The organism is Lamprocystis purpurea DSM 4197 (assembly GCF_000379525.1).
Lineage (GTDB): Bacteria > Pseudomonadota > Gammaproteobacteria > Chromatiales > Chromatiaceae > Thiodictyon > Thiodictyon purpureum.
This window is the reverse complement of sequence record NZ_KB902501.1, coordinates 47,430-72,072: the sequence shown is the minus strand read 5'-3', so window position 1 is coordinate 72,072 and position 24,643 is coordinate 47,430. Positions and strand designations below refer to the sequence as shown.

Genomic DNA, 24,643 nt, shown 5'->3' with positions numbered 1-24,643 from the left:
CGGCTAAAAGACCTGCTGGAGCGCCGGACATCCGGCCAGCGCTAACCCTTGCGCTGTCTGCCTGCTCGTACGATCAGCTATTGGGAAAAGGCGGGTCCGAGGCNGTCCCATCCGCGGCAAGCGGCACCGCCGGGACCGTGACGTCGGAGGCCGCCGCCGGCACGACGGCCACCCGCAACAAGGCCGGGAACGCCGCCGTCTCTGCCGTGGGGGCCGAGGTCGTGGCGAACCGCGGGGAATACCTGCTGTGCCGCACAACCGATGAGTATAAGGGGCACACCACGAGCTACTATACCTGCCGGGAGCGCCGCTGCATTGGTCAAGAGCTTGCGGGACAGCAACTGCAATGAGCGCAGTTTGTCCCGCCTGGATCATCGTGCGCCACGAGCCCAGTATCGCGCCTTGCGGCGCGGCTGGTAACAGACGCGTCGATGTGTAGGCCAGATAAGCAGGCGAGGTCCAAAGGTAACGGGTGAAGCCGACCTTGAAGGTGTTGAGCCCGGAACGTTTTGGTTGGTGAGTGCCGACGGTTTTGTCCCGCCGGTAGGCAACAATCGGCGCTGCGCGATGGCGAGCGGCGCTGGTACTCCCCGGGGTCCGAGGCCGTGTCGAGCCTGACATTGAGAATACGCGGTAACCAGGGAGATCCAAGTGTCGGTCCGTGGGAGACGGGCACCCGTGAACAAGTGTAAGAGCAAGGACACGGGTGGTGGTGCTTGGACGTCGGAGCCATCCATACGCGCGTTGACACCCGGTCATGCGGGCGCAGCATTGCGGATGGCGGGAGGCAACGCGAGAGCGACACACGGCTCTACGCCGAGAGGACGCTGCCCGTGACAACCAAACTTGAGCGTCGCCTCCGGGGGCTCTTTTTTTGGGTCGCCCGGATTTTCGGGCCATGTACGCCGACCAACCATCGCGGCGATCTGCCGCTGGAAGTGAGCGCTGCCCAAGGCAAGTCCCCCGTTGGTCGCGTCGCGCAGCGCCGCAATCTCGCGCTCAGGGATCGCGTCGGCGAACAGCCTGCGGTAGCGCGCGCGTCGCTTTCCCCAGCATCAGATAGAGCCTTCGGACGTGATANCCGGACGTNGGGGNGGGTTTTAAACCCGCCCCTACACGAAGGTCTGTCTGGATATCAGGTGCGAACGCGATAAAGCGGGTGCACAGCGACAACGGGATCGGTGAGTCCGAGCGCATTGCAGCGGTCGCTCGACCAGGGATATTCTTCCGCGGTGGGCACCATGCGCGCTCGAACCGGGTTGAGTTCGCCCTAGCGCCGATGAGGTCGTTGTCGGCTGCAGTAACCGATGAGCGGAAGCGGCCATCGAGGGGGCCTTGATCACGGTTTCGGCTACGCGAGATCGTAGGGTGGACAAGCGCAGCGCAGTCTACCAGCGCCGGCGCGGGATTCGGTGGACTGCGCTAACGCTTGTCCACCCTACGGCCGGAACGACGATCAAGGCCCTCGAGGGGTAGCCGGCGGCGACGATGCGAGCGTGTCTGGGCATGCCGAGCGGTTGTGTCGTTGCTACGAGTGATTCAATTCAGCAGGGAACCCTGGTCTGTCCTCGGTTTCGTCCCGCAGTGGTGTTGCCCTGATCGGGGTAGCGGTTTTCTGTGTTGAGTCCACATCAATCTGTCGAAGTGAGCAAAACGATGCCTAAGTCTACGTTTCTACTTGCAAGCATGGTCGCAGCCTGTTCGGTAATGAGCTTTAATGCACATGCCATCGATAAGGAATACGCCAAGAAGCTGGAGCGGTCAGGGTGCACGCAGGTCACCGAAGCGCAAGGCTGCGATGTCAACAAAACGAAAGCAGAGAATGCGAAGGCAGGGTTTGGTGCATCGAGTCACGGGAAGTCGACACCGGACCCTCATTACAAGGATCTTGCTGGTAAGAATTCGATCGCCGCCATCGACACCATGGCTGAGCGTGGCTTCAAAGATGTCGATTCGATCGAGAGCGGCAACACGCAGTACGGCATCTTCTACAATCCGCGCAGTCACCTTTGTGTCCAGCTCACCATGGCAGACGGCAAGGTGATCGCCGCAGACGACATCCACTCCCACCCCAAGTGTCATTGACCGGCGCATCGGTTCTTACAACAGGTAGCAGCCTAATCGAGAGCAAGAGGAGCAAAAGAAGAAGCAAAAAAGGTCAGGCTCGAATGGCGCTAATTTAACGGAAAAGGGGCGAGGCTCAATCCGCTTAGGCAGTCCCCTTATCCTGGCAGTCGCACGGTCCGCACCATCGCGGTGGTGCGGGCCTGTGGCGGCGGGGGCGGCAGCCGTTCAATCCAGCCGTTTCTTGAACCGCAACGAGGCAACGACCAGCCCGACCAGCATGAAGCCGACCAGCCAGAGGGTGTCGAAAGCGACCTCGTGCAAACCGGCGCCGCGCAGCACCACGGCGCGGATCGTCCGCATGAAATGGGTCGCCGGCAGGATTTCGGCGATGTATTGCGCCGGCACCGGCATGCCCTCGTACGGGAACATGAAGCCGGACAGCAGGATCGAGGGCAGCAGGATGAACACGGTCATCTGCATCGCCTGTAGCTGGCTGGTCGCAATGGTCGACAGCACCAGGCCGAGCGCGAGGCTGGCGCCGATGAAGGCGAGTGTGGTGACCGCGAGCGCACCAAGCGAGCCGTCGAGCGGCACCGCGAAGACCAGATGGCCCAACAGCAGGATGATGGCGGTCTGCACCAGGCCGATGCCGATGTAGGGGATGATCTTGCCGAGCATCAGTTCGAGCGGGCGCACCGGGGTGTTGATCAACATCTCCATGTTGCCGCGCTCACTCTCGCGCACGATCGCCGCCGAGGTGAACATCACCATGGTCATGGTGAGGATGACGGCGACGAGCCCCGGGACGATGTTGATCGCCGTGCGGCTCTCCGGATTGAAGAAGAGCGCCACCTCGAAGGTCGGGGTCATGCGGTTGGCGGGCCGGCGCAGCAGCTCCGCCAGCGGCATCGCGCGCAGCCCCTTGATGGCCGCCGCGATCATGGTATCCGAGCCATCGACGAGCCATTGCGCGACCGGGCGACTGGTCTGCTCGTCGGTCGCGGGCGGGGACTCCAGCCGGGGGCTGACGCTGGCGCTGCGCGCGACCCGCTGGCTCACATCGCTCGGGATGATCAGCGCGGCTCGCACCTGCCCGGCGCTGATCGCCGCCTGGGCCTCGGAGACCTCGGCGTAGCGCGCGGTGAAGCGTACCACCTGCGTCGCCTCGACCGTCTGCGCCAGCACCTGGCTCAAGGCGGTATTCGACTGGTCGACCAGAGCGACCGGGATGTCGCGCACATTGGTATTGATCGCATAGCCGAACAACATGAGTTGGATCAGCGGGATCATGACCACCATGCCGAAGGTGGTGCGGTCGCGCCGCAGTTGGGTCAGCTCCTTGGTCAGGATCACCAGGATGCGTCGCAGCGAGAGCAGCAGGCCGTTCATGCGCGCGCGTCCCCGGTGCTGGTCACGAAGACATCCTCCAGGCTCGGGTGGACCGACTCCAGGTGGGTCGGCATGGGGTTCAGCGGTTGGGCGCGCAGCCAGGCCACCGGATCGGGGATGCGCTCGTGCACCAGGACGCGCAGCCGGCTGCCGAGCTGAGCCGCCGAGACCACCTCGGGCAGTGCGGCGAGCTGCGCCTTCAAGGCGCGCAGGTCCGACCCCTCCACCTCGACCACGTGCGCGCCCATCGCCGCCATGAGCGCGGCCGGGGCGCCGTCGGCACACTTGCGGCCGTCTTTCAGGATGGCGAGCCGGTGGCAGCGCTCGGCCTCGTCCATGTAGTGGGTCGAGACCAGGATCGTCGCCCCGGCGTCCACCAGATCGAAGAGCCGCTCCCAGAAGTCGCGGCGGTTCTGGGGATCGACCGCCGAGGTCGGCTCGTCGAGGAAGAGCAGCGGCGGCTCGTGGACGGTCGCCGCGGCCAGGGCGAGACGCTGGCGCTGCCCGCCGCTCATCTGCCCGGCGCGGCGATCACGCAGCGGGCCCAGGGCATAGGTCGCCAGCAGGACCTCGATGCGTTGCCGGGCGGCGCGGCGTCCCAGCCCATAGACCGCGCTGACGAAGCGCAGGTTCTCCACCACGGTCAGGTCATCGTAGAGCGAGAACTTCTGGGTCATGTAGCCGATGCTGCGCTTGAGCCGCTCGGCATCGCGCGGGAGTTCGTGGCCCAGCACCCGCACCTGGCCCGCGGAGGGGGTCAAGAGCCCGGTGAGCATCCGCACCGTCGTCGTCTTGCCCGAGCCGTTGGGGCCGAGAAAGCCGTAGATGGTCCGGGGCTCGACGGTCAGGTCCAGGGCGGCGACCGCGGTCAGGTCGCCGAACGTGCGGGTCAGCCCGCGCACCTCGATCACCGGCTCGGTCACGGCATCTCCACCTGGGCGGGGACCCCATTGGGCAATTCGGCCGCGTCGTCGGGCAGCTCCACCTGGGCCAGATACATGAGGCGGGCGCGGTCGCTCGCGTTCAGGGCATAGTAGGGGGTGAAGGCCGGGTCCGAGCTGATCCAACGCACGGTGCCTTCGAAGACCCGGTCGAGGCCATCCACATGAACCTTGAGTCGGGTCCCCTTGGTGATCTTGACCCGATAGGGCTCGGGGACATAGACGCGCGCATAGGGGGTCTTGCCGGCCAGCAGGATGGCGAGCGGGCTGCCGATCGCGACGCGCTCGCCCAAGTTCCATGGCAGGCTGTCGAGCAAGCCGTCGCGGGTGGCGACCACCGTCAGGTCCGCCAGCAGCACCTGTTCGTAGGCGTATTGCGCCTGTGCGGCCTCGAGCGCCGCCTGGGCCGCCGCGATCTCCTCGGGGCGGGTGCCGGCCAGCAGTTCGTCGAGATGGAATTTTGCCTCGTCGAGCCGCGCGGCGGCGGCGTCGCGCAGGGCGAGATAGCGATCGACATCAGCCTGACTGACGGCCTTGCGGTCGAGCAGCGCGCGATTGCGATCGTAGGTGATCTCCGCCTCGCGCAGGTCCGCCGTGCGGCCGGCCACTTGGGCGCGCGCGGCGGCGATGTCCTGGGTGCGCGGGCCATTGCGCAGCTGCAGCAGCCTGGCTTCGGCCTGCGCGGCCTCGGCCCTGGCACGGTCGACCGCGGCGCGCTGCTGTCGGTCGTCGAGCCGCACCAGTACCGTGCCCGCGGTGACCGGGGTGCCCTCCGCCACCGGCAGCGCGACGATCACCTCGGCGACGGTCGCGGTGAGCGCGATGCGGTCGCGCTCCAGGGTGCCGAGCGCGAGCCCCGGCTTGGTGTCGGAGCAGCCGGCAAGCAGCAGCGCGAGCCCGATCAGTGTCAATCGACGCATACGATGGACCAGGAAATTCAACTACCCGAGATCGGAGAGGCTCCGGAGCATAGCCGCGCGAGCGATACCGGGCAAGCGCGTTTGCCGCTGAGTCGGGCAGCGTGGGGGTGGGGTCTGAGGGCGATCTTCGAGGACCTCGGGCTGATCAGCGCAGGCCTGGATTATCCGCACTCGCCGGAGCAACTCGCGCGCTGCCGAGAGGCCGATTAAAGAAGCCCTCCAACGTAGCCTCGACGCCGGAAAGCGAAGCGAATTCTAGGCCGGCCTGGGCGATGGCGCAGGAGCAGGTAGAACTTGCGGGAGATCCGGGGCGGAAATCTGGCCTTGATCGTAATCCCGGCCAGCGGCATGCGTAGTCAGGGCTTCCAGCCCTGACGGTGTCAGGCCAGGATGGCCTGACTACGCACCCGGCGAGCCCAAGTGGCCGGAATCTTGATCGAGGCCGCCGCGGTCTTGTGCCAAGACCGCGACCACGCCTAAGGTGATTTCCGAGAATTTGGATACCGGTCAGTGTAGGTGCGACTTCAGTCGCACCCGCGTCCGAGTCGGTGCGACTGAAGTCGCACCTACATCCGATGGTGGGTGGTATCCGGTGTTCCGGAAATCGCCTAAGGCCGCGCCACCCAGGTCAGACGCGCACCCCCGCCGAGACGCTATAGCTGTCCAGCACATTGATGTAGTTGGCACGCTCGAATTGCGCCGGGTTGGGGACCGCCAGCGCACTGACCCGGCCGCGGAAATCGGCGACCGACTCAAAGCCTTGCTCCGCCATCCAGTGCTCGATGCCTGCCAGGATAGGCGCGACATGGGCCGGTCCCTTCTCCAGCAGGACACTGCACAGGTGCACCACGTCGGCGCCGGCGAGCAGCAGCTTGATGGCGTCCTCGGCGTTGTGCACACCGCCGGTGGCACCCAGCGACAGGCCGTCGATCCGCCCGTAGAGGATGGCGATCCAGCGCATCGCCAGTTGGATCTCGGCCGAGGTGGAGGGCCTCAGGGTCGATTGCAGCCGCAGCCCGTCGATGTCGATGTCCGGCTGATAGAAGCGGTTGAACAGGGACACCCCGTTGGCACCGGCTGCCGCCAGTTGGGTGACCAGGTTGCCGACCGAGCTGAAGGTCGGTGACAGCTTCATGTTGATCGGGATCTGGATATGGCCGCGCAAGGCGCGCAGCAGTTCCAGATAGCGCGCCTCGACCTCGGCGCCGGTCAGTTTGATGTCGCCCGCGACATAATAGACATTGAGTTCCAGCGCGTCCGCCCCGGCCTGCTGCAGGTCGGCCGCGTGCTTGATCCAGCCGCCGGGGGTCACGCCGTTGAGGCTGGCGATGACCGGGATCGACAGGGACTCTTTGAGCCTGCGGACGGTATCCAGGTACTGGTCCAGAGCGCTGGCGAAATCGTCTTGGGCCGGCATGAAGCCGCCGCCGGCCTCGGCGAAACCGGTCTCCTGATGGTGCAGGAAACGCACCATGGTTTCCGTATCCGCGGTGATCGCTTCTTCGAACAGGGACGCCATGATGATGGCCGCGGCCCCGCTGTCTTCCAGCCGCCGCGCCATGCCGATGCTGCGGGTGAGCGGCGAGGCCGAGGGCACGAGGGGGTTCTTCAGCTTGAGGCCCAGATAGTCGGTCGTGAAATCCATGGGGGACTCCGTTGGTGATTCGTGAATGCGCGTTGGTCTGATCCGCCTGCGGGGGCGGGCGGGGAAGGTCCCCGCCCGCTCCTCGCAATTACTTCGCCGCCGGTGCCGGTGCAGCAACAGGCGCGGGCGTCGGGGCTTTTTTGACCGCCAGGTGGGCCAACTGCTCGTACATTTCGAAGCGCGTCTGCACATGCTGCTGGGCGAGTTGCAGATAGCGCTCGGCATCGTCGGGGTGGGTGCGGGTCAGCACGCTGAAGCGGGTCTCGCTGGACACGAACTCGCGGTAGGGGATGCTCGGCGCCTTGGAGTCGATCAGCAAGGGATTCTCACCCTGGGCGGCACGCCGCGGATCGTAGCGGAACAGTCCCCAGTGTCCCGAATTCACGGCCATGTCCTGCTGCCGCAGGTTATGCGACAGGTCCACCCCGTGGGCGATACAGGGCGCGTAGCAGATGAGTACCGAGGGGCCGTCATAGGACTCGGCCTCGAGGAAGGCGCGCACGGTCTGTACGTCCTTGGCACCGAAAGCGACCGACGCGACATACACGTTCTCATAGGCCATGGCCATCATCGCCAGGTCTTTCTTGAAGCTCGCCTTGCCGCCGGCGGCGAACTTGGCAACCGCGCCCATCGGCGTGGACTTGGAGCGTTGACCGCCGGTGTTGGAATAGACCTCGGTGTCGAGGATCAGCAGGTTGACGTTGCGCCCGCTGGAGAGCACATGGTCGACGCCACCGTAGCCGATGTCATAGGCCCAGCCGTCGCCGCCGATGATCCAGACGCTGCGCTTGACCAACTGACCGCAGATGCTTTCCAGGGTCCGTGCCTCCATGCCCGTCATGCCCTTGAGCTTCTCCCGGAGCGCCGCGACCCGTTCGCGTTGCTCGAAGATCCCGGCCTCGGTGGTCTGATCGGCTGTCAACAAGCCTTGAACCAGTCCCTCGCCGATCTGGCTCGACAGCCGGGTGATCAGTTCGCGGGCATGGACAGTCTGCTTGTCGACGCCCAGGCGAATCCCCAGGCCGAACTCGGCATTGTCCTCGAACAACGAGTTGTTCCAACTCGGCCCGCGTCCCTGGGCATTGGTGGTGTAAGGCGTGGTCGGCAGGTTACCGCCATAGATGGACGAGCAGCCGGTGGCGTTGGCGATCAGCATGCGATCACCGAACAACTGGGTCGCGAGCTTGATGTAAGGCGTCTCGCCGCAGCCCACGCAGGCCCCGGAGAACTCGAACAGCGGCTGCATCAGCATCGCGTGCTTGATCTTGCTGGGTTCGAGTTGCGCGCGGTCGAAATCGGGCAGACTCAGGAAAAAGTCCCAGTGGGGCTGTTCGGCCGCATGGAGTTCGGCCGCCTCGACCATGTTCAGGGCCTTGTGGTTGGGGTCCTTCCGGTCGCGGATGGGGCAAACCTCGGCGCACAGACCGCAGCCGGTACAGTCGTCCGGGGCGATCTGGTAGCTGATGGAATGATTGGCGGGGAAGTCCTTGCCTTTCATTGGAGCATGCCGGAAACCCGCGGGGGCCTCGCTCAGCAGCTCGGATGGATAGACCTTGGAGCGGATGGCCGCATGCGGACAAACCAGCGGACACTTGCCGCACTGGGTACAGAGCGCGTCGTCCCATTGCGGGAGTTGCAGCGCGAGGTTGCGCTTCTCGAAACGGGTGGTCCCGGTAGGCCAGGTGCCGTCGACCGGCATCAGGCTGACCGGCAGGTCGTTGCCATGACCGGCGAGCAGGACCGAGGTAACCCGCCGCACGAAGTCCGGAGCATCGGCCGGCACCACGGGCGGGCGGTCGAAGGTGCTGCTGACCTGACTCGGCACCTTGACCTGATGCAGTCCGGCCAGCGCGGCATCGATCGCCTGGTAGTTGCGGTCCAGCAGGGCCTGACCCTTCTTGCCGTAGGTTTTCTTGACCGCGGTCTTGATGTGCTCGATCGCCTCGTCCTTGGGCAGGATGCCGGAGATGGCGAAGAAGGCGTTCTGCATGATGGTGTTGATGCGCCGGCCCATGCCGGTCTGGCCCGCAATCCCATAGGCATCGATGACATAGAAGGTGATGTCCTTATCGATCATCGCCTGCTGCAGCTTGCGCGGTAGATCGTTCCAGACCTGATCCGGCGGGGTCGCCGAATTCAACAGGAAGACGCCGCCCTTGCGCGCTTTTTCGAGCAGATCGTAACGGGTGACGAAGTTCGGTTGATGGCAGGCGACGAACTTGGCCTCGTCCATGCCGACCAGGTAGGTGCTCGAGATCGGGTTGGGGCCGAAGCGCAGGTGACTGATGGTGACCGCGCCGGCCTTCTTGGAGTCGTACTCGAAGTAGCCCTGTCCGTAGTTGGGTGTTTCTTCGGCGATGATCTTGATTGAGTTTTTGTTCGCCGATACGGTGCCGTCCGAGCCCAGGCCGTAGAAGACACAGGCGGTGACGCCGGCGGCCGCGTCAGGCCGGAAGCTCGGGTCCCAGGGCAGGCTGGAATGGGTCAGGTCATCAATGATGCCGACCGTGAAATGATTGCGGGGGCGATCGAGTGCCAGTTCGTCGAACACCCCCTTAACCATGGCCGGGGTGAATTCCTTGGAGGACAGTCCGTAGCGCCCGCCGACCACGATCGGCATGGTGGCGCGCCGGCCGTCGGAAAAGGCCTGAGCCAGGGCCGTTACCACGTCCTTGTACATGGGTTCGCCGTCGGCACCGGGTTCCTTGGCGCGGTCGAGCACGCCGATGCGGGTTGCGGTCGCGGGCAGGGCGGCGAGCAGGAGGTCGGCGTCCATCGGTCGGAACAGGCGGACCTTGATCAGACCGACCCGCTCGCCGTGGGCGACCAGATGGTCCACCGTCTCTTCGGCGGCGCCGATGCTCGATCCCATCAGCAGGATGACACGCTCGGCATCCGGGGCGCCGACATATTCGAACAACCCGTATTGGCGGCCGGTCAGTTCGGCGAAGCGATCCATGGTGCGCTGCACGATCCCCGGCAACGCCTGGTAGTGCAGGTTGACCGACTCGCGACCCTGAAAGCAGACGTCCGGGTTCTGCGCGGTGCCGCGCAGGATTGGCCGGTCGGGATTGAGCGCGCGGGCGCGGCAGGCCGCCACCAGGTCGTCATTGATCATGGCGCGGACTACGTCGACCGGAACCCGATCGATCTTCGCGACCTCATGAGACGTGCGGAAGCCGTCGAAGAAATGCACGAAAGGTATCCGTGATTCCAGCGTCGCCGCATGGGCGATCAGGGCGAAGTCCATCACTTCCTGCACCGAGGCCGAGCAGAGCATCGCGAAACCGGTGGACCGGACGGCCATCACGTCCTGGTGGTCGCCGAAGATCGACAGGCCTTGGGCCGCGAGTGCTCGGGCGGCCACATGCAGGACCACCGGCGAGAGCTCGCCGGCGATCTTGTACATGTTCGGGATCATCAGCAGCAGACCCTGGGAGCAGGTGAAGGTCGTCGCCAGCGAACCCGACTGCAGGGCCCCGTGGATGGCGCCGGCGGCACCAGCCTCACTCTGCATCTCCATGATTTCAGGGATAGTACCCCAAAGGTTGGTGACGCCCTGGGAGGACCATTCATCCGACCACTCGCCCATGCTGGAGGATGGGGTGATGGGGTAGATGGCGATGACCTCACTGGTCATATGGGCGATGTAGGCCGCTGCTTCGTTGCCGTCGAGGGTGACCATAGGCTGTTGGGGCATCGATCTGTCTCGGGTGGTAAGTGGAATTATGCCGGCGACGCGGCTGCGCCGTGACGCTCGCGTTTGACCTGACGAACGCGTTCAGCCGCCATTGGCCGCTCGTTACAGCGAAAAACAGCGGGTCTGAGGCTCGTGGTTGAAAACGACGGCGCGCAGCCCAAACATTCACCGCGCACCCTCGGGCGCGCGCGTAGTCTAGCGCAGGTCGCTGCCTGGCGTCATAGTAGATATTGCAACAATCGATGATGGAACTACAGGCCCCAGCAAGCTGAAGGAGTCATGCGCTTGTCGGCGCGGCGGGGCGCAGATCGCCCTAGTAACGTGGTCGCGGATCAACCGACAGCACGCTCAGGAACGGACACTGGTGGGGAATTGCCCCCACGCGGGCGCATCCGCCGCACCGGCTTGGCTCAGACCCGGAATGTCTCACGCCAAGGCGCCAAGACGCCAAGGGTCTTCAGGCGATAGCTAAACCGGAGGCGCTCGCGGAGTGACTGGGGTGACCGCAGCATTGCGCTCTTCTTGGCGTGCTTGGCGACTTGGCGTGAGATCGGTTCTTTCCAGACTCCGCGGTCGGGAGAGTTCGCCACCAGTGTCAGGAGCTCGCGGGCTCCCCCTTCCCGTCGTCGGCCTTCATGCGGGCCTTCGCGGCCTTGGGGTCCGCCGTGAGTGGGCGATAGATTTCGACCCGGTCGCCTTCCTCCAGCTTGGTATCCAGGGCGGTCACTTTGCCGAAGATGCCGACCTTCTGTTGGGTCAGGTCGATCTCGGGAAACTGCGCGAGGATGCCCGAGCGATCGATGGCCTCCCGAATGCTGCTGCCCTCGGGGACCTCGACCGTCAGCCAGGCCTGGCGTTTCAGCAGGGCATAGGCAATTCCGATTTTCATTGCCGCGTCCTCATACGCTATGAGCGCCGGCCATCTGGATGCCCTTGCCCGCGCGGATGTCGAGCATGCGCTTGCCCACGACAATCAGACCGGTGACCAGGAACCCGCCGGGCGGCAGGATAAACAGCAAGACACCCATGTCGGCCGGCATGACACGCATCTCCACAACCTTGAACGCGGGTCCCAGCAGCAGGGAGGCGTCGGCGAACAGGGTGCCGGAACCCAGGATCTCGCGTACCGCACCGATCAGGGTGAGCGCCAGGGTGAAACCCAGCCCCATGAAGATCCCATCGACCAGCGAGGGGAGGACCGGTTCGCGCGAGGCGAAGGACTCGAGCCGCGCCAACGGCAGGCAGTTGGAGACGATCAGCGGGATGAAGAGACCCAGCACCTTGTAGAGTTCGTGCATATAGGCATTCATCGCCAGGTCCACGAAGGTGACATTGGCCGCCACGATCAGGATGTAAACGGGGATGCGGACTTCGCGGGTGATGTAGTTGCGAAACGTCGCCACCATCAGGCTGGAGGCGGCCATCACCACCGCGGTGGCCAGTCCCATGCCGAACCCGTTGGTGGCCGTGGCGGTCATGGCCATGGTCGGGCACATCCCGAGCAGCATGACGAGGACGCCGTTGTTCTCCCACAGACCGTCGCGGACGATCCGGCCGTAACCAGGCGTGGCCATCAGTTCACCTCCAAGAGTTGCGCCTCGTGGGCGGCATAGAAATCGAGCCCGGAGCGAATGGCGGCGACCGTCCCGCGGGGTGTGATAGTGGCCCCGGTGAACTGATCGAAGCGGCCGCCGTCTTTTTTCACCGCCCATTTCTCGGCCGGTGGATCACCCAATGACAGACCGGCGAACTGCAGAATCCAATCGCCCTTCTTCACCTCGATCTTGTCACCCAGTCCGGGGGTCTCTTTGTGGCTCAGCACCCGCACCCCCAGCACCCGGCCCTCGGCATCGACGCCGAGCATGAATTTCATCTTGCCGGCATAGCCGGAGCCGAAGACCTCGAAGGCAACGCCGGTGACGCGGCCGCCTTTGAGTGCCCGGTAGACCGTCAGTTCCCGGCCGGCGGCGTCCTGCATCTGAATGGTATCGACCACGGGATTGTTGTCGTGGATCGCGGTCGGGATCACCTGTCCGAGCGAGTTTTGCCGGTCTTCCATGGCGCGGGCCAGGATGGCGTCGTGGGTGACATACTCGGTGAGTGCGAGCGCTAGCCCGAAGCCGAGACAGAAAAGCCCCAGGATGACGCCATGGATCAGTGTCCGCTGTTTCATCGCTGGCCCTCGACCGGCAAGGGTTCACCCTTGCGGGTGCGGCCGAACATCCGCGGCCGGGTGTACTGATCGATGATGGGGGTGAGCGAATTCATCAGCAGGACGGCAAAGGCCATGCCCTCGGGATAGCCGGCAAAGGTGCGAATGACCCAGGTCAGCAGCCCGACGCCGAAACCGAACACCAGTTGTCCCTTCTGGGTGACCGGGGAGGTCACATAGTCGGTGGCGATGAAAAAGGCCCCGAGAATGGCCGATCCGGACAGGATATGAAAGAATCCGGGAGCGAACCGTGTCGGATCGAAGGCATTGAACAGGGTGCCCATCACGAACAGGGTGCCGATCATCATGACCGGGATGTGCCAGGTGATGACGCGTCGCCACAGCAGGAAGATGCCGCCGAGCAGGATCAGGCCGGCGGAGGTCTCCCCTAAACTGCCCGGTTTGAAGCCGGTGGCCAGATCCATCAGATCGGGGGCATAGGTCAGGGCGCTGCTGCGTCCGTATTCCTGCAGCGACTCGGAGACCGGTATGCCGCGCGAGAGTTCGGTCTTCACATAGCCGAGTGCGGTGGCGGCGGTCACGCCGTCGGGGGTCTCACCGGCGAAGGTGATGGTCATGGCCTCGTTCAGCGTGGGCGAGCCGGTCGTAAACAAGGGGTGGGGTGCGACCCAGGCGGTCATCACCACCGGAAAAGACACCAGCAAGGCGACCCGCGCGACCATGGCCGGGTTGAACAGATTCTGACCCAGGCCGCCAAAGGCATGCTTGGCGAGCGGAATGGCGAACATGGCACCCAGGACACCAATCCACCAGGGTGCCCAAGGCGGCAGGGTCATGGCCAACAGCCAGCCGGTGAGGATCGCCGAACCGTCCGAGAGAGTCGCCGAGACCGGTTTTCCGGCCAGGACCAGGCAGGCCGCCTCGGCCACCACACAGGCCCCGACGGTGACGGCGAACAGCAGAATGGCCGGCCAACCGAACAGGTACAGATTGAACAGGGTCGCGGGCGTCAACGCCAGCAGCACCATGAACATGGTCCGCTGGACGGTATTCGCGGTGTGGGCAAAGGGCCCGCTAGGGGTCGCCGGCTCGCCGATCATGCCCCAACCTCTTCGGCGCCGACCGCGGCCTTGGGCTTGCGGGCCAGGTTCGCGGCGCGCTGCGCTGCGATCCGTTCGACCCGGGCGGCCCGCGCTTCGACCAGGGTCTTGGTCCGCTCGCTCTTGCGGCGTTCGCGTTCCTGGGCGTTCAAAGCCCCTTTCGCGTAGTTGAAATAATGGACCAGCGGGATGTGCGAGGGACAGACCCAGGAGCAACTGCCGCAGGACACACAGTCCATGAGGCCGAGCCGCGCGGCGCCTTCAAGATCGTCATGCCGGACATGGGCGGCGATTTCAACCGGCACCAGACCGCAGGCACAGATGGCGACGCAGGAACCGCAGCGCACGCAGGGGTCGGCAGGCCGGTCGTTGATCTCTTCGGCGGTGAGCGCGAGGATGCCCGAGGTGCTCTTGACCACCGGGACATCGGTGCCGGGCAACAGGGCGCCCATCATGGGCCCGCCCTGGACCAACCGCTCGGGGCGCTGCGCGAAGCCGCCGCAGAACGCGATCAGGTCGGACACCGTGGCGCCGATCGGCGCCTCGACATTCTTGGGGGTGCGCATCGCCTGCCCGCTGACGGTCACCACGCGGGCCACCAAGGGGCGGCCATGGCGTACCGCGTGGTGAACGGCACGGGCCGTGGCGACGTTGTGCACCACGACCCCGAGGTCCGCGGTGAGCTTGCGCGCGGGGGTCTCCCGGCCGGTGATGGCCAGGGTCAGGTGACGTTCGGACCCCATGGGGTATTTTGCCGGGACCGCGACCACTTCCATATTGGTGTGGGCCTGCGCGGCGGCGGTCATGATCGCCAGCGCCTGCGGCTTATTCTCCTCGATCGCCACCACGATCTTCGGCGCGTGCAGGGCGTGAGCCATGATGCGGGCGCCGTCGATCACTTCGTCCGCGTGTTCGCGCATGACCCGGTCATCGCAAGTCAAATAGGGTTCGCATTCAGCCCCGTTGATCAACAGCGTCTCGATGCGGTGACGAATCCCCAGATTCAGCTTGACCGCGGAGGGGAAACCGGCGCCGCCCATCCCGACGATACCGCACTCGGCGACCCGCGCCTCGATCGTCTGGGCGTCGACCGCGAAGGGATCGGTGATCGGTTCGGCCAGCGTGCCCCAGGTGTCGGCGCCGTCGGGCTCGATCACGATCGTCGGCTGCGGCAGACCCGAGGGATGCGGGGCGGGGATCTCGGTGACGGCCGCCACGCGTCCGGAGGTCGGGGCATGCTGATTCACCGACACCGGACCCTGACGGCGCGCGATGACCTGGCCTTTGCTGACCAGATCGCCTTCACTGACCAACACCTCGGCGGGTACACCGATGTGTTGCTGCAAGGGGATGTAGAGTCGATTCGGCAGCGGCAGTGCCTCGATGGCACAGTCGCCGGTCAACTCCTTGCGGTATTGCGGATGGATACCGCCACGGATCGGGAACAGCTTCATTCGCTTCTCCAGAGTCGGGCCATTCAGGCCGGTGTCATGCCGGATTCAAGGTGTGAACGGCGGGACCGGCTCAAGGCGGCTGCATCGGGCTTGGGCCAGTGCCAGGTGGCCAGGGTGTCGGGTATCTCGATCATCCGGATGGCGTTGGTCGGGCAGACCGCGGCGCACTTGCCGCAGCCGTGGCAGACCTCGCTGACCACCGTGTGCATCAGCTTATTGGCACCCACGATACCGTCAACCGAGCATTCTTTGAGACAGCGGGTACACCCGATGCACAACTCTTCGACGATCTGGGCATAGGCCGGGACGCGTTTCGTGTGGGCCGAGAGGTCGACCCGCACCCCCAGACGCTTCGCCAGTTGCTCCGCGACCGCCTTGCCGCCCGGCGGGCACAGGGTCACCGCCGCCTCGCCGCGCGCGAGCGCCGCGGCCGCTTGAGCGCAGCCGACAAAGCCGCATTGTCCGCACTGCGAACCGGGCAGCAGCGCCTGGAGTTCCGCTTCCAGCGGGTTCTCCTCCACCGCGAGCAGGCGCCCCGCGACGCCCAATAAGCCACCCAGACCAAGGCCGATGGCCGTGAGACTACCGACAGCGAGTAACATGATGCGCTAGACCTCAGTTGGTGTTGATGCCGGAAAAACCCAGGAATGCCAGGGCCAGGAGGCTGGCGACGATGAAGCCGATCGGCGGGCCCGCGAACAAGCGCGGCACTTCGGACAAGGCGAGGCGTTCGCGCAGCCCGGCGAAGATCACCATGACCAGGCTGTAGCCGAGCGAGGATGCGAAGGCGAACAGGGTTGCCGCGATGAAGCTCAGTTTGGTTTCGACCATGATGAGCGCGACGCCGAGTACCGCACAGTTGGTGGTGATGAGCGGCAGATAGATGCCGAGCATCTGGAACAGCGGCGGGGAGATCTTGCGGACCGTCATTTCAGTGAACTGGACGGCCCCGGCGATCACCAGGATGAAAGTGACGGTGCGCAGGTAGCCCAACCCGTAGGGTTCCAGCAAATAGCCCTCGATCGCCCAGTTGCCCATCGACGAGACGGTGATCACGAAGGTGGTGGCGAGCCCCATCCCGATGGCGGTATCCACGCGCGTGGTGACCCCCATGAAGGAACACAGGCCCAGGAAGCGCGCCAGGATCACATTGTTGACCAAGGCCGCGCCGACCATCAAAAGGACGTATTCCTGCATCTCTTCAACCCCTGGGGTCTCGTCGGTTGCTCTGATCGTTCGGTCTAATCGTTGGGCCCGGTCGCCAGTGGTGCGGTGGTCGGGCAGGTCTCATTGAAACCGGCCCGCCGCAGAAAGCGGGGTGCGAGTTGTCCACGGGCACTCAAGGCCTGCCCGCCCCGGCGGACGGCAATCAAACCGACACCGAGTGCTGCTACCATGCTGACCATGGTGATGCCGTCGCTGCCGGCGAGCCACTGTGCCACGCCGCCGGCGCCGAACATGAAGACCAGCGGCAGCGCATAGGCGATACCCGACGCCTTGAGCAGGGCGCGCTCGCTGACACCGACCACCACGCGCTCACCGATGACGAGTCGAGGCGCATCCGGGAGGGGAAAGCGGCGGCGTGCGAGCTGACTCGCCGCGGTTCCGATCCCTTTCGCGCCGCACAATCCCGACGCCGCGCAGCCGCCGCAACTGGTCGTCTGTTCGGGCTCGAGCCAGGGCACGCCGTCCTCGATCGCCACCACCCGGGCCGTCCCTTCGACCAGGGTTGCCTGGCCTGACGCGGTTGCATCATCCTCGGTGTCTCTGTCCACTGAATCGACCTCTGAGGTTAGGGCCCCGCTCCGGGAGCGACAGCCGTGGACCGCAAGCCCACGGGGAACCGGGGCGCCTGGTCAGGCACCATATCACTGCGGCCATGAGCGCCATCGTCTTTGGATACAGCGACGCGTCGGCGCCGGTTGGAATGTCAGCGGTATGGGGAGTGGACCCGGCGGGCTGAGCAGCCCGGATCGCCGGGCGTCCACGGTTGCTGCGGCGCACAAACCTAATTTACGCCGACCCACCGGGAAGATGCAACATCCTGATGCAGCGTCGGACGCTCGCAGGACGCCGCGGCGATGGTCGTCGATCACACGGGCGGTGGCAGCCGACGGACACCGCATGACGCGCGCTCAGGTATTCAAGTGTTCAAATCAGGGTTTTATGTCGGGCCCCGAAGGCCCGGAATAAAATAAGAAAGTTCTACTTTGCTGATTGTCGGTTCGTGAACGTAGCGGTGGCAACGCGCGTCTTAGGCCCTGACGATCTTGCCCGCGAGCATCCCCAACGCAACGTTCATGAGGAAAGTTGAAAATATCAATCTTTTTAATTGTTTTTAGCCGGCCACGCCATCTCCACGCAGTTGAAATCCTGCGCTAACTATCGCACGCTCGACATTGGTGAGCCACGGGTTTATCGTCATACTCGCCCGACTCCACTGCTGCCCTCACCCGACCAGAGCGACCCGATCGGAGCCATTTGCCCATCCGCCGGAGCCACGATGAAACCTGTCGCGATCCTTACTCTTGGGTTCTTTGTGCTGCTGCCGTTCGCCGGCCTGGCGGCGGTGGACGCGGATTCCCGCGGTTCGGCTGGAACGTCCGCGGAGCCCAAGACGGAACCGCCCGTCGCCAAAGCGTCGGTGCCCCGAGCGCCCTTGCCGCGAGCCCCCGGTGGTGCCAAACCGAGCCGCGACCAGGTCGGCGCCATGATCGATGCGGTGGCGGATGAGTTCGGCGTCGAGCGGCAGTTGGTGCGGGCGGTCGTCGCCGCCGAATCCAACTTCAACGCCCATGCGGTCTCACCGGTCGGCGCCGTGGGGCTGATGCAGGTGATGCCGGCGACGGCCGGCGACTACGGCGTCAAGTCTCACGAAGCCTTGTTCGACCCCAAGACCAACCTCAAGACCGGGACCCGTCATCTCAAGCGGCTGCTCAAGAAGTACCAGGGCGACTACGGGCGGGTGATCATGGCCTACAACGCCGGTGAAGGTGTGGTGGACCGCACCAACAGCAATGTAACCTACCAGGAAACCCTCAACTACACTGAGGCGGTGATCAAACACTACCGCCGTCAGGGCGGGAGCGCACCGACCCAGGGTGCCTTGTCCAAGGTCCACGCACTGCGCGGGATGCGCAACAAGGGGCAGGCCCGACGCCTGTTGAAGCGGTACCTGGATCCCTCGCTGTTGTCGCTGAAGGTCAAGCCGACCTTAAGTCTGCGCTCGCTCAACCCGGCATTACACCGGGTTGGTCCGGAAAGCCGCCCCATGTTCGAGCTGGATGTGGAGGCGATGCCCTGAAGCGTGCTGGACGAATGCGGGAAAACCCTGCAACATCGTCACAGTTTACCCGCACCTGGAGCCCTCCCGTGGTCGCCGATCCGCTTGCCGTCGTTGAAGCCTTTTTTGCCGCCCGCGAGTGCTTCGACTTCGAGCGGGCGCGCGGCCTCCTGGCCGACCACGGATTCAGTTTCCGCAGCCCCATCTTGTGCTGCGACAGCGCCGATCACCTGATCCAATATTCTGCCCACTCAAGCGGCATCATCCAGTCGACTGAGGTCCGCAAAGTGTTTGTGGACGGGCCCGATGTCTGTCACTTCCTCACCTACCGCATCCAGATCTCGGAGAAACAGGCGGTGGACGTCGCCCATTGGGCGCACGTCGAGCATGGCCGCATCCAACGCATCGAAGCCCTGTTCGATGCCTCGCTCTATCGCGAGCTCTTCCCTAGTAAGGATTCAGAACTAAGGTAAACAACGACAACGACCGAGAAGCCAAAGGAGTCCCCCAATGGACTTGTTTAACGGCCATGCAAGGAACATCCGCCACCCCGGACGATGAATGGCCCCCGTGGGAGCGGCGTCCCGCCGCGATGCGGTGCCGCGGTGATCGCGAACGCTGCGGTGACACGCCCGACCCCATCGCGGCGGGACGCCGCTCCCACGGGGTCGCTGCGCGACTTTCACGGTAAGTTATTAGTGAAGCGTTCTCAAGGCGTGTCACCCGCCGTCGATCCACTGGGCGAGGGTGCGGTACAGTTCGGCGAGTTTGACCGGTTTGGGGATGTAGTCGTCCATGCCGGCGGCCAGGCACTGCGCGCGATCACCCGACATGGCGTTGGCCGTCATGGCGATCACCGGGACCCGCGGTTCGCCGTTGCGGTGCTCTCTGGTGCGCAACGCGGTGGTCGCGGCGAAGCCGTCGAGCACCGGCATCTGCACGTCCATCAGCACCGCGTCGTAGTGACCGGCGGCAAGCAGGTCCAGGGCCTGGGCGCCATTATCCGCTACCGTGACGGTCAATCCCAGCTTGCGTAACATGCCGCAGGCCACTTTCTGATTGATCGGGTTGTCCTCTGCCAGCAGGACCTGACCGGTGAGCTGTTTCATGGTCGATGCGGCCATGGCCGTTGCGGCGGGCTCCGGGGTGCGGCCGTGGACCAATTGGAACAGGGCATCACGCAGCAGGGACAAGCGTACCGGCTTACCGAGTGACAGATCGATCCCGGGGGCGTCCTCAGGAGCCGGTTGACCCGCGGAACTCAGCAGCACGAGACGGATCGGTGCGATCAGCGGGTCCGCCCGGATCGTGCGGGCCAGATCCAGACCGTCCATGTCCGGCATCTGCAGGTCCAGGATGGCGACCTCGCAGGGCTGGCCGCGCGCCGTTGCCGCGCGTAGGTGCGTCAAGGCCTCCGCGGCCCGGCTGACGCAGTCGTAGTGCACGCCCCAACCGCGCAAATAGTGTCCCAGAATTTCCAGGTTGGTCGGGTGGTCGTCCACCGCGAGCATCCGCCGCCCATCCAGTCCGTCGGCCTGTGGCGGCTCACCCGTGTCGGCCTGGGGAGTGAAGGGGATACGGATCAGGAAACGCGAGCCCTGGCCGAGCGTACTCTGCAATTCCAGGGTACCGCCCATCAGCTCCACCAGGTTCTTGCTGATGGTGAGTCCGAGTCCGGAACCGCCGAAGCGGCGCGTGGTGGAGCCGTCGGCCTGAACGAATGGGCTGAAGAGTCGCCCTTGTTGTTCCGGCGAGATACCGATGCCTGTGTCACTGATCGCGAAACACAGGGTCAAGGTGGTCGGTTCGTGTCGGCACTCACTCACGTGCAGCAGCACCTCTCCCTGTGGGGTGAACTTGACCGCATTGCCCAGAATGTTGGTCAGGATCTGACGCAGCCGCGTCGGATCCCCGATGACGCGATTGCAAACGCTGGGCTCGACGAAGCAGGCGATCTCGATGTGCCGACTTTGCGCGCTCGCACTGAACAGCGCGGCTACGTCTTCCGCCAGCAGGCGCACATCGAACGGGATGGATTCCAGGTCGAGTTTACCGGCCTCGATCTTGGAGAAGTCCAGGATGTCATTGATGACGGTCAGCAGACCTTCGGCCGAATTGCGGGCGATTTCGACATAGCCGCGCTGGATCGTGCTGAGGTCGGTTTGCGTGAGCATCTCCAGCATTCCCAGGACGCCGTTCATGGGGGTGCGGATCTCATGGCTCATGTTGGCCACGAACTGGCTCTTGGCCTGACTGGCGGACTCCGCCCCTTCTTTGGCCTGGACCAGGGCCTCGGCGACGGCACGCCGCTCTTGTACCTCGCGTTCCAATTCCTGGTTGAGGTTGCTGATGCGCTCCTGTTCCCGCGTCAGACAGCCAGCGTGCGAAAGAAAACGGTGAAAAATGCGAAAGAATTGAAAAAAGGGGGTGGGCGGGAGGTAGGCGGGAGGTGGGCGGCCAACAGAGTGTTGGCCACACCAACAGGGCTTAGTCGCGGTCGAGGAGGCAGGCTACGGAGTGAATGGGGATGCGGGTGGGGGTGTGGCGTTGGCGGTCGCGCAGGGTGATTCCGTCGAGTTCGCCACGGTCGATCATCCGATAGATGCAGCGGCGGCTGACCTGGAGCAAGACCGCCAGCTCGTCGACCCGATAGCTGCCCTTGACCGCAAGGCCGGCAGCAGCCAGCCAGGTGGTCAGTTCGGGGGTGATGGTGGGGTCAGGACGCGGGCCGGGCATGGCCGTGTCTCTGGAGTCCCTTGAGCCCTTCGATGATGGCTGCGGCCGCCGCGTAGCTGCGCGGTGCGGTGGCGGGGTCTTGGTGGAGGTTGGTCTGGAGCCAGCCGTGATAGCCGTCCGCGGTGCGCCAATTGATCTCGTCCACCAGGCGGGCGATGAAGGCGCGTTGGGCGGGGGTCGGCAGGGGATGCGCTCCGGCCGCGGCTTGGGTCTGGGCGTCGACGCGGCTGCCGCTGTAAGGGCCGCCGACGGGGGCCCCGGCGAGGGTCCAGCGGGTGATGAGGGAGCGGGCTTGCCGGCGGCTCAAATGCAGGCTGGAGGTGCAGGGGGCGCCGAGCGCGGGCCAGTCCTCTCCGACCGGGCGCGGTCCGGTCGGCGCGGTGAGGGTGCAGCGGTAGTTGGCCAGGGCGCGGCGGTAGGTGGCCTCGTCCAAACCGAGCCGGGTGCGCTGGGTATGCAACGCGGCGATCTGCTTGCGGGTGGCGGGGGCGGCCGTGTCGGTGCGCGGTGGTGCGACGCTTTTAGCCATGGTGGCCTCCGGCGACGGCCGCGGGCGCGGCGCTGTTGGTCTGGGCCAGCAGGAAGTCCGTGATGCTCTGTTGGGCGGCGGGGTCGCTGCGTTCGCCACTCAAGATGCGCGAGACTTGGCTGTCGGAGACGTGGCGGCCGGTGGCTTCCTTGAGGTGGGCGGCGATCTGGACGTTGGTGACCTGGGCGGCCTTGGCGAGTTCGCGCAGGCCGCTGTGGGTGACGCGGATGGCATCGGTCTGGTCGATGGCGCGGCGCCCCGCAGCTTGGGCCAGGCCCAGGGCCTGATCGACACGATCTTGCAGGGTGAGCCAGTTGCGGCAGTCCCCACACTGGCTGAAGACCTCGCGGGCCGCGGGGGTGCAGACCGGACCCAGGGCCAGTTCCACGGCCTGGGCGATCTCGGCAGGCAGTAAGCCTTGCATATCCATGGTGTCACTGCGTAGCGCGATCTCGGCATTGCCGGCGAGGGTGTCACGCTGCCCAATCAGAATGACGCCGCACAGCCGGTCATCGACGCCGTGACGCAGCTCGCGCAGGCTCTTGAGCGCGCTGATGGTGGCGTGGTGGTAGCGGTGGGTCTCTTCCAGCACGACGACGACGGGGCCGGTGCGGTCGGCTTGGCCGAGGCAGCGGGCGAGTTGGCGCGAGCGGATTTCGCCGCGGGTGGCGATGCGCTCGGACGCGGGTCGCGGCAGGTCGGTGAGGATGGCCATTTCAATATCTGAGATGGTGATGCGCTCCTTATAGAGGCGCTGCACATAGACCCAGTGCGGGGCTTCGGGCTGCCCGTGCCGGTCGGTGGTGCGCTGGCCTTCGAGGGCGGTGGCGACGGCGCTGGACTTGCCCGCACCGCGCTCGCCCAGGATCTGGATGAGGGCGGGCGGGGTGCGGCGGCCAGCGCGGTCGCGGGTGCGCACGGTGGCCCGCACCAGGTCGTCGACGCGGGCCTGATCGGCGGTGCGCAGGCTGACACGTGACCACGGATCGGCGGGAAGGGAAAGGCCTAGACGGGTGAGGATGCGGCTCATGGTGGTGCTCTGGTGGGTCAAACGATGGACAGGGTTGGGCGGACGGGCGCGGCGGGCGCCGCCGCCAGGGTGGTGAGTTGCAGGGCAAGATCGCGGACGGCGGTGCGGTTGAGCCCGGACCCAATCACAACCTGCTCGACGAGTTGTTGCTGGAGTGGGTCCAGCGGCCCGGTGTAGATGGTGCGCAGGGTTTGCATGGCGTCGGCCAGGTTGCGATAGCTGGGGCTGATCTCCAACGGGTCCGGCAGGTCCGCGACGGGCTTGGCGCGCGGCGGCAGGTGGACCACGTTGGGGGCCTCGGCGGTGGCCGGCCCGAAGTGGGGGGTGGCACAGATCAGGTCGGCGCCGCGCACCTTGGCGCGCTCGGCCGGCAGTTCGGGGGGCTGTCCTTTGAACGTGCCGTAAGCCAGCGGCCGGTGCAGTTCCGCGGCGACGCGTTCGCCGGTCTCGGGGATTTCGATGATGACGCGGTCGGAACCGTCGAGCGCGCGGCGGGCGATGATCTTGCGGCTGTGCCACTTGGGCACTTCGTACTCGACACTAGCCCAACTGAAAACCCCGCAGGAATCGAGCGTGCGATAGACCTCGGTGGCCAGGGTCTCCAGGGCGTCGGCCGGGCACGGGCGCAGACCGCCCTCGCGATTGATGCCGCGGACCCAGGCATCACGGCGGCTGAGGTGGGTATCGCCGCGCGCGGGCTTGGCGTTGATCTCCACCAGGTATTCGGCCAGTTCGGCGGAGTACTCCGACAGGCGAAGGGTAAATTTTTCCCCTTTGTGGGTGCGCAGGAAGAATTGGTTCTCGAAGCGCGCCCACACGTTGCGCCAGGTGTTTTCGATGCCGCTCTGGCGGGTGTGCTGGTAGGGCTTGCCGACTTCCACATGCACGTCCAGTCGCTCCAGGAGGTCGCGCGTGGCGGGGTATTTCACCAGCGGGCCCTGGTCGCACCAGAGGTCTTCGGGCTTGCCGCGGAAGGGGTCGCGCGGGTCGTCGCTGCCGACCCAACTGGCGACCAGATAGTCCATCGCATCCAGGCCGGACTCGCCCAGGGCGGCGCGGGCGCGGGCGTGGCGATAGCCGGTGCACATGTCCCACTGACCATAGATGACGAGGCGCTCGCGGTCTTCGCCCAGGGGTTTGTTCTTGTAGCCGCTGGCCGGGTCCGGGCGGTGCCAGAGTGCCAACAGCCGATCGCCGTCGTCGAGCTGGCGCAGCACGCGGAATGACCGCGACGTCGTGGCATCGAACTGCACCGCCTGCATGGGGTATTCGGCGCTGAGCCGGCGGCCGCGCTGTTCGGTCTGGCGATAGCCGCGCTCGCGGATCAGGCGGGCGTATTCGTTGACGCGGACCTGGCCGGCGGCGGGCGGCAGCAGGCCATCGCGCAGGGCGGCTTCCAGGCACAGGTCGAGCGGGATGGTGCCGACCGGGGCTTTGAGGGTGAGCGCGGCAAGGGTGTCGGCCCAGGCGCCGCGTTCGGGGAATTTGGCCTGGCGCGGGTGCGCGGGGCCGGCGTGGCCGACCGCCGCGAACGCGCGATACAGGGTGGCGCGGCTGCAGCCCAACCGGGCCGCGAGCTGATCCGCGATGGCGGTGCGCCCCTTGGGGGGCGCGGCCGTCCATTCGGCCAGCGCGAGCCGGACCGCCGTTGGATCGATGGCCATTGCTGCTGCTCC

At 65.5% G+C, this 24,643-nt stretch carries 22 protein-coding genes; 4 read left to right on the top strand and 18 right to left on the bottom strand.

Features of this window, described 5'->3' with window-relative positions; genetic code table 11:
• Positions 1-1,707 precede the first annotated feature (1,707 nt).
• Complete coding sequence (locus A39O_RS40875) at positions 1,708-2,085, top strand: hypothetical protein (RefSeq protein WP_020505703.1); 378 nt, start codon at positions 1,708-1,710, stop codon at positions 2,083-2,085.
• A 207-nt stretch (positions 2,086-2,292) separates the two neighbouring features.
• Here the strand turns inward: A39O_RS40875 and A39O_RS0116130 are convergent, their stop codons facing one another.
• Genes A39O_RS0116130 through A39O_RS0116120 form a run of 3 tightly spaced genes read right to left on the bottom strand, consistent with a single transcriptional unit; the run spans position 2,293 to position 5,317 of the window.
• Positions 2,293-3,456: an ABC transporter permease gene (locus A39O_RS0116130; protein ID WP_020505702.1), complete on the bottom strand. Its 1,164-nt coding sequence runs from the start codon at positions 3,454-3,456 to the stop codon at positions 2,293-2,295.
• Positions 3,453-4,379: an ABC transporter ATP-binding protein gene (locus tag A39O_RS0116125; protein ID WP_020505701.1), complete on the bottom strand. Its 927-nt coding sequence runs from the start codon at positions 4,377-4,379 to the stop codon at positions 3,453-3,455. Before A39O_RS0116125 ends, A39O_RS0116130 begins: the two co-directional genes overlap by 4 nt.
• A complete protein-coding gene (locus A39O_RS0116120; protein ID WP_020505700.1) occupies positions 4,376-5,317 on the bottom strand; it encodes an HlyD family secretion protein in 942 nt (313 codons plus the stop codon). Before A39O_RS0116120 ends, A39O_RS0116125 begins: the two co-directional genes overlap by 4 nt.
• 3 nt (positions 5,318-5,320) lie before the next feature.
• Between A39O_RS0116120 and A39O_RS41755 the strand changes: the two genes are divergently transcribed.
• Positions 5,321-5,527, top strand: a complete 207-nt coding sequence (locus A39O_RS41755) for a hypothetical protein (RefSeq protein ID WP_020505699.1) — start codon at positions 5,321-5,323, stop codon at positions 5,525-5,527.
• A gap of 418 nt (positions 5,528-5,945) precedes the next feature.
• On the opposite strand, the gene A39O_RS0116110 is transcribed toward A39O_RS41755, so the two are convergent.
• From A39O_RS0116110 to A39O_RS0116065, 10 genes are all read right to left on the bottom strand, one after another.
• Positions 5,946-6,962: a dihydroorotate dehydrogenase-like protein gene (locus A39O_RS0116110; protein WP_020505698.1), complete on the bottom strand. Its 1,017-nt coding sequence runs from the start codon at positions 6,960-6,962 to the stop codon at positions 5,946-5,948.
• 88 nt (positions 6,963-7,050) lie between these two features.
• Positions 7,051-10,662: a pyruvate:ferredoxin (flavodoxin) oxidoreductase gene (nifJ, locus tag A39O_RS0116105; protein WP_026199462.1), complete on the bottom strand. Its 3,612-nt coding sequence runs from the start codon at positions 10,660-10,662 to the stop codon at positions 7,051-7,053.
• A gap of 595 nt (positions 10,663-11,257) precedes the next feature.
• Positions 11,258-11,551 (bottom strand): RnfH family protein, encoded by a 294-nt coding sequence (locus A39O_RS0116100; protein WP_020505696.1) that lies wholly within the window; start codon positions 11,549-11,551, stop codon positions 11,258-11,260.
• 10 nt (positions 11,552-11,561) lie between these two features.
• On the bottom strand, positions 11,562-12,236 hold the full coding sequence (locus A39O_RS0116095) for an electron transport complex subunit E (protein WP_020505695.1): 675 nt from the start codon (positions 12,234-12,236) through the stop codon (positions 11,562-11,564).
• Positions 12,236-12,835 carry an electron transport complex subunit RsxG gene (rsxG, locus tag A39O_RS0116090; RefSeq protein ID WP_020505694.1) on the bottom strand — a complete coding sequence of 200 codons (600 nt, stop codon included), beginning with the start codon at positions 12,833-12,835 and terminating at the stop codon, positions 12,236-12,238. The genes A39O_RS0116095 and rsxG overlap by 1 nt, the downstream gene beginning before the upstream one ends.
• Positions 12,832-13,935: an RnfABCDGE type electron transport complex subunit D gene (locus A39O_RS0116085; RefSeq protein WP_020505693.1), complete on the bottom strand. Its 1,104-nt coding sequence runs from the start codon at positions 13,933-13,935 to the stop codon at positions 12,832-12,834. Before A39O_RS0116085 ends, rsxG begins: the two co-directional genes overlap by 4 nt.
• A complete protein-coding gene (gene rsxC / locus A39O_RS0116080) occupies positions 13,932-15,389 on the bottom strand; it encodes an electron transport complex subunit RsxC (RefSeq protein ID WP_020505692.1) in 1,458 nt (485 codons plus the stop codon). The genes A39O_RS0116085 and rsxC overlap by 4 nt, the downstream gene beginning before the upstream one ends.
• Positions 15,390-15,412: 23 nt before the next feature.
• Positions 15,413-15,991 carry an RnfABCDGE type electron transport complex subunit B gene (locus tag A39O_RS0116075; protein WP_020505691.1) on the bottom strand — a complete coding sequence of 193 codons (579 nt, stop codon included), beginning with the start codon at positions 15,989-15,991 and terminating at the stop codon, positions 15,413-15,415.
• A 13-nt stretch (positions 15,992-16,004) separates the two neighbouring features.
• Positions 16,005-16,586, bottom strand: coding sequence for an electron transport complex subunit RsxA (gene rsxA / locus A39O_RS0116070; RefSeq protein WP_020505690.1), 582 nt, complete (start codon positions 16,584-16,586; stop codon positions 16,005-16,007).
• Positions 16,587-16,630: 44 nt separating this feature from the next.
• A complete protein-coding gene (locus tag A39O_RS0116065) occupies positions 16,631-17,164 on the bottom strand; it encodes a SoxR reducing system RseC family protein (RefSeq protein ID WP_020505689.1) in 534 nt (177 codons plus the stop codon).
• Between the two features lie 728 nt (positions 17,165-17,892).
• On the opposite strand from A39O_RS0116065, the gene A39O_RS0116060 reads away from it, so the two are divergent.
• Positions 17,893-18,693: a lytic transglycosylase domain-containing protein gene (locus A39O_RS0116060; RefSeq protein ID WP_020505688.1), complete on the top strand. Its 801-nt coding sequence runs from the start codon at positions 17,893-17,895 to the stop codon at positions 18,691-18,693.
• 68 nt (positions 18,694-18,761) lie between these two features.
• Complete coding sequence (locus A39O_RS0116055) at positions 18,762-19,145, top strand: nuclear transport factor 2-like protein (RefSeq protein ID WP_020505687.1); 384 nt, start codon at positions 18,762-18,764, stop codon at positions 19,143-19,145.
• A 246-nt stretch (positions 19,146-19,391) separates the two neighbouring features.
• Here the strand turns inward: A39O_RS0116055 and A39O_RS33810 are convergent, their stop codons facing one another.
• The 5 genes from A39O_RS33810 to A39O_RS0116030 all read right to left on the bottom strand — a co-directional run bounded on the left by A39O_RS33810 (position 19,392) and on the right by A39O_RS0116030 (position 24,631).
• Positions 19,392-21,002 (bottom strand): response regulator, encoded by a 1,611-nt coding sequence (locus A39O_RS33810; protein WP_020505686.1) that lies wholly within the window; start codon positions 21,000-21,002, stop codon positions 19,392-19,394.
• Between the two features lie 157 nt (positions 21,003-21,159).
• Positions 21,160-21,408, bottom strand: a complete 249-nt coding sequence (locus A39O_RS0116045) for a helix-turn-helix domain-containing protein (protein ID WP_020505685.1) — start codon at positions 21,406-21,408, stop codon at positions 21,160-21,162.
• Positions 21,389-21,937: a hypothetical protein gene (locus tag A39O_RS0116040; protein WP_020505684.1), complete on the bottom strand. Its 549-nt coding sequence runs from the start codon at positions 21,935-21,937 to the stop codon at positions 21,389-21,391. The genes A39O_RS0116045 and A39O_RS0116040 overlap by 20 nt, the downstream gene beginning before the upstream one ends.
• A complete protein-coding gene (locus tag A39O_RS0116035) occupies positions 21,930-22,967 on the bottom strand; it encodes an AAA family ATPase (protein ID WP_157640183.1) in 1,038 nt (345 codons plus the stop codon). Before A39O_RS0116035 ends, A39O_RS0116040 begins: the two co-directional genes overlap by 8 nt.
• A gap of 17 nt (positions 22,968-22,984) precedes the next feature.
• Entirely contained in the window at positions 22,985-24,631 is a 1,647-nt protein-coding gene (locus A39O_RS0116030) for a hypothetical protein (RefSeq protein WP_020505682.1), read from the bottom strand.
• Positions 24,632-24,643 lie beyond the last annotated feature (12 nt).